Here is a 10,026-nt window from a genome sequence, read left to right as displayed (position 1 = left end):
CAATATTGACTTAGCATAAATTGTTTCAAAAAAAACCTTGGATATATAATCTTGATCATCTTGGCGTTCAGCAATTCTTTTTGAGGCTGATAAGTTAAATCCAAAATCTATAAAAATAACAAAATATTGGGCTATTGAAAGAGTTAGACTATAGATGCCAAAACCCTCAACACCCAAGACCCTGGTTAAATAAGGTAAGGTTAGGAGAGTTATGAAATAATTACTGCCCTGTAAGATAAATAAAGAAAAAATATTTCTTCGTAATACTGACATTTAAATTTCCAGCTATTGAATTAAATTATTTTTTCATGCGTTTTGAGTATATTAATTAATGTCCATTCTCATAACATAAAATCCATTTAAGGCAGATACTTACAAATAGTCGGCCTTAATCAAGACACGCTACCGCCCTTGGCTCACAGCTACCAATGCACTGTTTTCAGATTTCATTATGTAGCTCAATTAAAAATTTTTTCTACAACAATTAGTTACAAAATCACTGATATATTTGTTTTTATAAAAATGTGATTTTCATACATCTAAATAGGCATTACAAGCAAAAGAACCTAGTAAAATATGTAATAACGTGTCATTTAGGCACTAATCAATACGTAAATGATAGGATAGTGAATCAAGCGCTTGTTTTACCAACTGTTCTAAAAGATCAATATGGCTTTCATCGTCGTTCAGCGCAGGAATATATTCAAACTTCTCGCCGCCAGCATGCAAGAAAATCTCTCGGTTTTGTTCTTTGATTTCTTCCAATGTTTCCAGGCAGTCGGCAGAAAAACCGGGGCATATTAGCTGAATATGTTTAACCCCTTGAGAGGGCAAACTTTTTAAGGTTTCGTCGGTATATGGGGTTAACCACGGCTCACGACCAAAACGTGATTGATATGTCATCATGATTTGCTCTGCTGGTAATGATAACGCCAACTCCGCCTGTAACGCGCGGCTGGTGTCTTCACAACGTTGCGGGTAGTCATCCCCTAATTGCGCATAGCGTTTAGGAATACCATGAAAAGACAGGACTAATCTGTCTGGTTTGCCATGTTGCGCAAAAGAGTTTTCAACACTTTGTTTTAGCGCTGAAATATAGGCGGGATGCTCTGCATAATCACGGATAAAAGAAATCGACGGCAAACGGCGATAGCCTTTCAAAATACGCGCGACTGCATCCCAGACGGCCGCACTGGTCGAGCAAGAATATTGCGGATAAAGCGGTAATACCACCAGCGTGGTCACACCCTGCGCAAGTAATTTATCAATAGCATCAGGCAGATTTGGCGAGCCATAACTCATCCCTAACTCTACTGGGATTTCTGGCATACGTGCTGCCAAAGCTTTTTGTTGCCGACGGCTATAGACCAATAAGGGAGAACCTTCATCCATCCAGACAGATTGATACAGTTTTGCCACGCGCGGAGAACGAATCGGCAGAATTACCCCACGTAGCAAAGGCCACCACAACCACGGTGAAGTATCAACTACCCGGCGATCACTCAAGAACTCAGCCAGATAGCGTTTTACTGCTTGCGGTGTCGGGGCATCCGGTGTTCCCAGATTAACCATCAGTACGCCAAGCTTGCTTTGCTTCATGCAGGAGTCCTTATTGTGTATTGCGCGCCGTTTATTCAAACCGATAAATCAGCTGTATCTGTAAAATAATAAAGGCGACCTTAGGCCGCCTTGACTATCTTACCATCCAGAATTAACCGAGAATAGTCGCCAGTTCTGCACTGACTTCTGCTACTTTACGGGTTCCGTCCAGTTTAAAATATTGGGTGTTTCCTGCATCAGCTTCCTTACGATAGTAAGAAACCAATGGTGCAGTTTGTTGATGATATTCAACCAGACGTTTGCGAACTGTTGCTTCCTGATCATCTTTACGAATTGTCAGTTCTTCGCCGGTCACATCATCTTTATCTTCAACTTTAGGTGGGTTGAATTTAATGTGGTAAACCCGGCCTGAGGCAGCATGAACCCGGCGCCCAACGATGCGATCAACAATCAGCTCGTCTGGAACATCAAACTCCAGCACATAATCGACCTTAATACCGGCTTCTTTCATGGCATCAGCTTGAGGAATGGTACGCGGGAACCCATCTAGCAGGAAACCGTCACGGCAATCGTCCTGTGTGATGCGCTCTTTAACCAATGCGATAACCAGTTCATCAGTAACCAGTTGGCCGGCATCCATAATTTCTTTCGCTTTCAGACCTAACTCAGAACCTGCTTTTACAGCGGCGCGCAACATATCACCAGTAGAGATTTGCGGAATACCGTATTTCTCCATGATGAATTGAGCCTGAGTACCCTTACCAGCGCCCGGAGCGCCCAGCAGAATGATACGCATTGCGTAAATCCCCTTGCTATGTAGTTTTTTTATGTATTTTTACGTAAACAAATCAAAATTGCGGAAACAAGCAACCATACCATTTTCAGGGGGGTTGGCTCAAGGCGCACGAGGCGAGTTAGTGGAATTGGATCGGCAAAAACAGGCAGGATAAAAATTTAATTCATTAAAATAAAATAAAAACGCCCCGAATAAGCTATCTATCCGAGGCGTTCTAATACTAAATTAAGCTGTTAATAACTGATTCATTCGACGAATGAACTGGTTGGGATCCTCTAAGGTTCCTCGTTCAGCCAATAGCGCTTGATCCAGTAGTAACTCAACCCATTCAGCGAACTGCGTATCATCAGCCACATCAGCAGCGCGTTTAACCAGGCTATGTTCCGGGTTCAGTTCAAAGATATACTTCACTTCCGGTGCCTGCTGACCAGCAGCGGCGAACAATTTTGCCATCTGCGTGCTCATTTCATCCGCATCCGTGGTGACAATAGCCGGAGTATCCGTCAAACGGTGGGTCAGACGGACGTCTTTTACACGCTCACCCAGCAGCGTTTTCACACGCTCGACAAAAGGCTCCAGCGCTTTATCCGCTTCTTGTTGCTCTGGGCGCTCTTCATCAGCCAGTTTATTCAGTGAATCGTCTGCTTTGCTGACTGATTGGAAAGCTTTGCCATCGAACTCAGTCAGGTAGCTCATCATCCATTCGTCGATACGATCGGACAACAGCAAGACTTCAATACCTTTTTTACGGAACAGTTCCAGGTGCGGGCTGTTCTTGGCCGCGGCATAGCTATCCGCAGTGATGTAATAAATCTTCTCCTGCCCTTCGGCCATGCGGCTGACATAGTCTTCTAGCGACACGGTCTGCGCGGAGCTGTCAGTATGGGTCGAAGCAAAGCGCAGTAACTTGGCAATGGTATCTTTGTTGCTACCATCTTCTGCTGGCCCCTCTTTAAGCGCCATACCAAACTGCTGCCAGAACTGCTGATATTTCTCAGCGTCGTCTTTAGCCAGTTTTTCCAGCATTTGCAGCACACGTTTGGTCAGTGCACTACGCAGGTTCTGCGTTACACGGCTGTCTTGCAAGATCTCACGTGAAACGTTCAACGGCAGATCATTGGAATCAATCAGGCCGCGAACAAAACGCAGATAATTCGGCATGAACTGCTCAGCGTCATCCATGATAAACACGCGCTGTACATACAGTTTCAGGCCGTGTTTATGGTCGCGATTCCACATATCCCAAGGCGCTTGCGCCGGGATGTACAGCAAGCTGGTGTACTCTTGCTTACCTTCGACGCGGTTATGACTCCAAATCAGTGGGTCAGTGAAGTCATGAGCAATATGCTTGTAGAATGCTTTGTATTCGTCGTCTGTTATTTCAGCTTTGCCGCGCGTCCACAGCGCCTGGGCTTTGTTGATTTTCTCCCAGGTGACAGTGCCATCTTCTTCATTTTTGCTTTCGATTTCGACTGGCAGTGCAATATGGTCTGAATATTTGCTGATAACAGAACGCAAGCGCCAGTTATCAAGGTATTCATCTTCGCCTTCGCGCAGGTGCAGGGTGATTTCTGTGCCGCGGTCTTCTTTGGTGATATCCGCGATGGTGTAATCACCCTCGCCTGCTGACTCCCAGAACACCCCGGCATCTGCGGGCGCACCAGCTGCGCGAGTACGGACGGTGACTTTATCTGCCACGATGAAAGCAGAATAGAAGCCCACACCAAACTGGCCAATTAATTGGCTGTCTTTAGCCTGGTCTGAGCCGATAGATTCGAGGAATGCTTTAGTCCCTGATTTCGCGATAGTACCTAGATTATCAATGACTTCTTCACGGCTCATACCAATGCCGTTATCACTTAGGGTCAAAGTACGCTTTTCTTTATCAAAAGATAAACGCACACGCAGCTCGCCATCACCTTCAAATAATTCTGGGTGAGACAGTGCGCGGAAACGGAGTTTATCTGCCGCGTCAGAGGCGTTAGAGATAAGCTCGCGCAAGAAAATTTCTTTATTGGAATAAAGCGAGTGAATCATCAAATGGAGAAGTTGTTTTACTTCTGACTGAAATCCACGGGTTTCTTGACCTTTCATACTCATTAATTACCTCAATCCAAATTACCGACAGGTATATAAAATCGAACAGTGAGTATCAAATGGGGTCAATTGCAGGAGCTTTCAAGCCTTAACACAGAAAAAACAGAGAATCAGGGGCGATTGACTGAACATCACAAATGAAAGTATTCATATGATAATCAATAACAAAATCATCGCCCACCAGATTAAATAGGATAGGTACTTGCTGAAACTAGTACTTAATGGGATTACGTCCCGCCAATGAGTGGGATAGGGTTGTACCATCAACCATTTCCAACTCACCACCGACTGGCACGCCGTGTGCAATACGGCTGGCTAGCACACCATACTGACCGCACATCTGACCAATATAGTTGGCGGTTGCATCCCCTTCGACTGTCGGGTTGGTCGCCAGAATGACTTCACTGATAGTTTCAGTTTCCAGCCGTTTTTCAAGCAAATCCAAACCAATATCACCGGGACCGATGCCGTCCATAGGGGATAAATGCCCCATCAACACAAAATAACGCCCGCCAAACTGGCCCGTTTGTTCGATGGCATGAATATCTGCCGGGCTTTCGACCACGCAGATTTGACCATTTTGCTGCCGCCGTGGATTGGAGCAAATAGTGCAATGCTCTTGCTCGGTAAAGGTACGACAGTCAGCGCAATGACCAATTTCAGACATTGCGCGCGTCAAAGACTGTGCCAGTCGCATGCCACCGCTACGATCACGCTGTAGCAATTGGAATGCCATACGTTGCGCCGATTTCGGGCCAACGCCCGGCAAACAGCGCAACGCCTCCATCAATGATTCAAGGAGTGGACTGGTTTGCATCAGAACGGCATCTTAAAGCCTGGTGGCAACTGCATACCACTTGATACCGAAGCCATTTTTTCTTTTTGTGTCTCATCGATGCGACGAGCAGCATCGTTCAATGCGGCAGCAATCAAATCTTCCAGCATTTCTTTATCTTCTTCAACCAACAGGCTTGGGTCGATTTCAACCCGACGGCAGTTATGCGCCCCATTGATAGTCACTTTTACCAAGCCCGCGCCAGATTCACCGGTAACTTCCAATTTGGCGACTTCTTCCTGCATCTGCTGCATTTTTTCCTGCATCTGCTGGGCTTGTTTCATTAAATTGCCAATACCGCCTTTACCAAACATAGTCATCTCTCATAGCAAGGGGCTGCGTCAGTGCACCATGCACTTATCGCAGCGGTTAAACCGGCCGGATACTTTCTTCATCCAGTTCAGCGTCGAAGAAACGACGCAGTGTCTGAATATTATTATCCGCAATAATTGACTGGCGTGCTTGTGCCAGTTTTTCTTCATAAATGGCCTGCCGCCACTCTAACGGAGTACGCTCCGCCAGATTATCATCTTCGATAACACTTAATGTGACCGTATTACCGTGTAATTCACTCAATGCATCTGCCAACGCCTTTTGTGCCGAAGGCGAGTTTAAATGGCGCTGAGCAGAACGCAAGTGAAGGCGAATATTACCCGGTTCTATTTCTTCTTTAAATGCATTCAGCGCAAGTTGTTGCACCAATTTGGGAATGTGTAATTTATCAATTTCTGCTGCCCAAGGATCGCGCACCATCGCTTCTTGAGCCAATTTAGCAGAAAGTTCCGGCGTTTTTTCATGCTCCAATGCCGATCGCAAAGCTTTAGGTGTCGCTACCGGCTCTGCTGGCACCTCTGGCTGATTCTGCGCCGTCCAGCGATAAGCTTCTTTCTTCGCCGGTTTCTTCTCTTCCGTGGATTTGGCGGCCAGGCGCTGCTGGCTGCGCTCAGTCACCGAAGCTAAACGCTCCAGCGCTGAGTTTACCGGCCGCGCTTTTCCTGGCGCTGCCGGCTCATTCTTTTTTGGTGGGGTCGTCCCCGATTTGCGCAGTAACTGCGTGCGTGCTTGCAGCAATTGCGCGGTAGCGTCTGGAAGCTCGGTGTTAACCGACGCAGTGGCACCTAATGGCGGGGCCTCATGCTGTGGCGCATGTTGGGTAGATGACGGAGCCTGAAAATGTTGCTGCGGCGCTGGCGTATTATCCGCTATCGCCGCAGGAGCACTAACTGGCACTTTCTGCGGCTCGGCAATTATCGCTTTAGGGTGAAATGCCAAGGCGCGCAATAAAGTCATTTCGACCCCCATGCGGCGGTCAGGGGCATAGGCCAACTCTTTTCGCCCCACCAGCAATGTCTGGTAGTACAGCTGGATATCTGTCGGCGGCAGTGTTCGCGCCAGCTCGCGTAATCGCGGCTCAATGGTGGCGTAGTGATTATCCAGCATGGAGGGCAATAACTGCACCATTGCAATGCGGTGCAGCAAACTTAAGGTTTCGACTAACAGGTTTTCCCAGTCAACACCGCGTGATGCCGCTTGCTCAAGCTGGGCCATCACTCGCGCGCCATCCGCACTGACTAACGCTTCAATAATCGCCAGTGGTTGCTCGTCATCTAATGTACCCAACATTTGGCTGACGGTGGCGGTAGTGACATGACCATCTCCCATCGCGATGGCCTGATCAGCCAAACTGAGTGCATCGCGCATACTGCCATCAGCGGCGCGCGCCAGTAATTGCAATGCCCTGGCATCACTACTGATTTGCTCGGCTAACAGTATTTTTTCGAGCTGGGCACGAATCACCTCAACATCAATGACCTTTAGGTGAAACTGCAAGCAGCGAGAAAGTATGGTGACGGGTAACTTTTGCGGATCGGTTGTCGCCAGCAGGAATTTCACATGGGCTGGCGGTTCTTCCAGTGTCTTCAACAATGCATTGAAACTGTGCCGTGACAACATGTGGACTTCATCGATCAAATAGACCTTGAAGCGGCCACGGGCTGGCGCATATTGGACATTATCCAGCAGTTCACGGGTATCTTCGACTTTAGTGCGCGAGGCCGCATCGATTTCGATCAGATCAACGAAACGACCTTGCTCAATCTCCAGGCAATTTGCACAGGTGCCACAAGGGGTAGCAGTAATGCCCGTTTCGCAGTTAAGGCCTTTGGCTAACAACCGGGCGATAGAGGTCTTACCAACCCCACGGGTGCCAGAAAATAAATAGGCGTGATGAATTCGCCCTAATGAAAGGCCATTAGCCAACGCCGTCAGGACATGTTCCTGACCAACGACGTCTGCAAACGTTTTGGGGCGCCACTTACGGGCAAGGACCTGATAGCTCATTAATACCGGAGAAGTTGAATAATATAGAGGGTCATGCTAACACAGCCTCACTACTGACAGCGAGGCTGATATTTTCAGTACAATCAATGGCCGGAGAAATCAACCAGACTGTAGCAAGTAATGCCTTGGTCATTCAGGCGAGCTTCGCCACCCAAATCGGGTAAATTAATCACAAACGCGGCGTCAGTGACTTCGCCACCCAGTTGACGAATAAGCTTAACTGTCGCTTCAATGGTTCCACCGGTAGCCAGTAAATCATCAATAACCAGAACTTTGTCGCCTGGTTGAATGCTGTCGGTGTGGATCTCAAGTTTGTCAGTACCGTATTCTAATTCATAGCTTTCGCTGATGGTGGCACGCGGTAACTTGCCCGGCTTACGTACTGGTACAAAACCCACCCCAAGAGACAAAGCCACTGGCGCACCAAACAGAAAACCACGGGCCTCAGTACCCACGACTTTAGTCACGCCCTTATCTAGATAGCGCTCAGTCAACAGCTCAATGCTGGCGGCGTAGGCTAATGGATCTTCCAGCAAACTGGTCACATCACGAAACAGTATTCCCGCTTTTGGGTAATCGGGGATGGTTTTGATACTGTCTTTAATATATTTAAGCTGTTGTGCTGTATTAGGTGCAGTAGCGGTCATAATTTGTGCCTGATAAAACTGCTGTACATACTAAAGCGCGGCCAGCCGATGCTAAAATGGCATCAACTGAGTAACTTAGCCTATCAACCAATCACGCCTCGATAGAGTAAATTACGGCATCCTTAACCCTAAGGATGCCGCGAGGGGATATCCCGCGCACGAAAACGCTCAAATCTATGCAAACTGGCATTAAAATGCAACTGATGTGAGCGACTCAGAGCCTTTTTTGTTGCGATAGGTCAATAACTGGCATCCGTAGCATAAAGGTCAATAATAACGTCAATATCACCAGCAAAATGCCTCTGACCCACCAAATTTTTACCAACCAGAGCGAAATAGCAAACGTGAGTAGCGTCACCAATATTGCTTTCCATTTAGCGCCAGGGGGCAAAGCCCGATGTTGCTGCCATGTACGTATGTAACTACCAAACCATGAACGATAAAGCAGCCAATGATGAAAACGGGGCGAGGAACGCGCAAAACACCACGCTGCCAGTAGCAAAAACGGCGTAGTAGGTAACAGAGGAAGCACGACACCTAAGGTTGCCAAAACTACTGCCAGCCAGCCCAAAGCTATCAACAACCAACGAGACATACACCCCCTTTATAATCACATTTCTGAATGTAGCCCTATCATTAACGCATGCACTGGCCATCATCAATAGGTATTCTTGGCATTATTACCACTAAATAGCGTTTTAGCCGCCCTCGCTTGTAAGTATCGGCATTCAAAGGCAAGCTGGCGGAAAAACACCCCAGGAGAAGCGCCATGAGTACAGAAAAACTATTACAGGTGCTTGAAAGCCAAATTGAGGCGTTGTCAGCACAAATTGGGCCACAAGCCAACGCACCTTCTCAACAGGCTCGTTTTGACCTGAATTTATTTGGCAATCATGGTAACCGTTTTCGCGATTATCTACTGGAAGTGCACAAAAATATGGCCCAATTGAAACAGGTCGTTGCAGAGAATCGCACCCAGCAAGTCGCTTTTTTAGCTGAAAAGCTGGTCGCACAAATATCCGCCTTGCAGCGAGAGTTAGCCACACAAAAGCTGAGAAAAACCAACCCTGAACCCAAGTATAATAAGTTGGACCCTTACCACAAGCTGGCTGAGCATCAAGATTATGAGCGGCGAATACTGGCCATGATTCAGGATCGGGAGAGCCAACTGGGTAAGCAAAGTTTATTGTCTGAGCAGCAAAAAATACAGAAAGAGCTTGCTGCTTTAGAAGGCCGTTTAATGCGCTGCCGGCAGGCACTGATAAAAATAGAACGTAGTATTGAGAAGAAAGAGAACGGTTTTTGAATATTTATCACATTTTTTGAATCATTAGGGTTTCGATAGCGAATACTTTTCTATAATGTTTTATACCTACCTTGTTTCAAGTTGCAGAGGGCGGCGGGTTCAATCTCCCATGCTCCTTGTTGATGTGAACTTATCGAGTTTTCTCACTTGCCATCTGAGTACAGCTTGAAATCTATTGGGTAGATGAATTGAAATCAAGTCAGGTGGAAACTGGCAGTAACTGATCCCACCCGGCTTTCCTCACTCACTGAAAATCAAATATTGGCCAGATTATGTCAGTTGAAAAAGCTTCACCAGAACTGCAACTGGCAGTAGATCTTATCTACTTGCTGGAATGCAATGAGATAGCGCCGGAAACAGCACTGGCAGCGTTAGCTATCGTGCAACTTGATTATCAGCGTAAGCTGCGCAATCAGACATCTGATTGACCCGGTTATTTCTGATG

At 47.0% G+C, this 10,026-nt stretch carries 11 protein-coding genes and 1 other annotated feature; of the genes, 2 read left to right on the top strand and 9 right to left on the bottom strand.

The window, feature by feature from the left end; all coding sequences use genetic code 11:
- From HU019_RS10060 to HU019_RS10020, 9 genes are all read right to left on the bottom strand, one after another.
- Positions 1-273: oligosaccharide flippase family protein (locus HU019_RS10060; RefSeq protein ID WP_174850484.1), on the bottom strand; the 273-nt coding region annotated here is incomplete at its 3' end.
- 327 nt (positions 274-600) lie between these two features.
- Positions 601-1,599: a ferrochelatase gene (hemH, locus tag HU019_RS10055; protein ID WP_174849246.1), complete on the bottom strand. Its 999-nt coding sequence runs from the start codon at positions 1,597-1,599 to the stop codon at positions 601-603.
- Positions 1,600-1,711: 112 nt separating this feature from the next.
- Positions 1,712-2,356: an adenylate kinase gene (adk, locus tag HU019_RS10050; protein WP_174849247.1), complete on the bottom strand. Its 645-nt coding sequence runs from the start codon at positions 2,354-2,356 to the stop codon at positions 1,712-1,714.
- A gap of 225 nt (positions 2,357-2,581) precedes the next feature.
- A complete protein-coding gene (gene htpG, locus HU019_RS10045) occupies positions 2,582-4,450 on the bottom strand; it encodes a molecular chaperone HtpG (RefSeq protein WP_005167717.1) in 1,869 nt (622 codons plus the stop codon).
- 214 nt (positions 4,451-4,664) lie between these two features.
- Positions 4,665-5,270 carry a recombination mediator RecR gene (gene recR / locus HU019_RS10040; protein WP_005158177.1) on the bottom strand — a complete coding sequence of 202 codons (606 nt, stop codon included), beginning with the start codon at positions 5,268-5,270 and terminating at the stop codon, positions 4,665-4,667.
- A complete protein-coding gene (locus HU019_RS10035) occupies positions 5,270-5,602 on the bottom strand; it encodes a YbaB/EbfC family nucleoid-associated protein (RefSeq protein ID WP_019081276.1) in 333 nt (110 codons plus the stop codon). The genes recR and HU019_RS10035 overlap by 1 nt, the downstream gene beginning before the upstream one ends.
- A gap of 55 nt (positions 5,603-5,657) precedes the next feature.
- On the bottom strand, positions 5,658-7,628 hold the full coding sequence (gene dnaX, locus HU019_RS10030) for a DNA polymerase III subunit gamma/tau (protein ID WP_174849248.1): 1,971 nt from the start codon (positions 7,626-7,628) through the stop codon (positions 5,658-5,660).
- Positions 6,264-6,327: a sequence feature (DnaX frameshifting element), on the bottom strand. Its footprint overlaps the gene before it by 64 nt.
- A gap of 83 nt (positions 7,629-7,711) precedes the next feature.
- Positions 7,712-8,275, bottom strand: coding sequence for an adenine phosphoribosyltransferase (gene apt / locus HU019_RS10025; protein WP_174849249.1), 564 nt, complete (start codon positions 8,273-8,275; stop codon positions 7,712-7,714).
- Positions 8,276-8,489: 214 nt separating this feature from the next.
- Positions 8,490-8,870: a DUF454 family protein gene (locus tag HU019_RS10020; RefSeq protein WP_174849250.1), complete on the bottom strand. Its 381-nt coding sequence runs from the start codon at positions 8,868-8,870 to the stop codon at positions 8,490-8,492.
- A gap of 174 nt (positions 8,871-9,044) precedes the next feature.
- Here HU019_RS10020 and priC point away from each other — a divergent pair, with 174 nt between their 5' ends.
- On the top strand, positions 9,045-9,581 hold the full coding sequence (gene priC / locus HU019_RS10015) for a primosomal replication protein PriC (RefSeq protein WP_174849251.1): 537 nt from the start codon (positions 9,045-9,047) through the stop codon (positions 9,579-9,581).
- 272 nt (positions 9,582-9,853) lie between these two features.
- A complete protein-coding gene (gene rsmS, locus HU019_RS10010) occupies positions 9,854-10,009 on the top strand; it encodes a pleiotropic regulatory protein RsmS (protein ID WP_005158164.1) in 156 nt (51 codons plus the stop codon).
- Positions 10,010-10,026 lie beyond the last annotated feature (17 nt).

The organism is Yersinia artesiana, from assembly GCF_902726545.1.
Lineage (GTDB): Bacteria > Pseudomonadota > Gammaproteobacteria > Enterobacterales > Enterobacteriaceae > Yersinia > Yersinia artesiana.
Note: the sequence above shows the minus strand (reverse complement) of the source record. Positions and strands in the feature narration are given on the sequence as shown.

What these genes read in the sequence shown, in the direction of transcription:
- hemH (WP_174849246.1), bottom strand. Translation starts at nt 1,599, where the DNA reads ATGAAGCAAAGCAAGCTTGGCGTACTGATGGTTAATCTGGGAACACCG.
- adk (WP_174849247.1), bottom strand. Translation starts at nt 2,356, where the DNA reads ATGCGTATCATTCTGCTGGGCGCTCCGGGCGCTGGTAAGGGTACTCAG.
- htpG (WP_005167717.1), bottom strand. Translation starts at nt 4,450, where the DNA reads ATGAAAGGTCAAGAAACCCGTGGATTTCAGTCAGAAGTAAAACAACTT.
- recR (WP_005158177.1), bottom strand. Translation starts at nt 5,270, where the DNA reads ATGCAAACCAGTCCACTCCTTGAATCATTGATGGAGGCGTTGCGCTGT.
- HU019_RS10035 (WP_019081276.1), bottom strand. Translation starts at nt 5,602, where the DNA reads ATGTTTGGTAAAGGCGGTATTGGCAATTTAATGAAACAAGCCCAGCAG.
- dnaX (WP_174849248.1), bottom strand. Translation starts at nt 7,628, where the DNA reads ATGAGCTATCAGGTCCTTGCCCGTAAGTGGCGCCCCAAAACGTTTGCA.
- apt (WP_174849249.1), bottom strand. Translation starts at nt 8,275, where the DNA reads ATGACCGCTACTGCACCTAATACAGCACAACAGCTTAAATATATTAAA.
- HU019_RS10020 (WP_174849250.1), bottom strand. Translation starts at nt 8,870, where the DNA reads ATGTCTCGTTGGTTGTTGATAGCTTTGGGCTGGCTGGCAGTAGTTTTG.
- priC (WP_174849251.1), top strand. Translation starts at nt 9,045, where the DNA reads ATGAGTACAGAAAAACTATTACAGGTGCTTGAAAGCCAAATTGAGGCG.
- rsmS (WP_005158164.1), top strand. Translation starts at nt 9,854, where the DNA reads ATGTCAGTTGAAAAAGCTTCACCAGAACTGCAACTGGCAGTAGATCTT.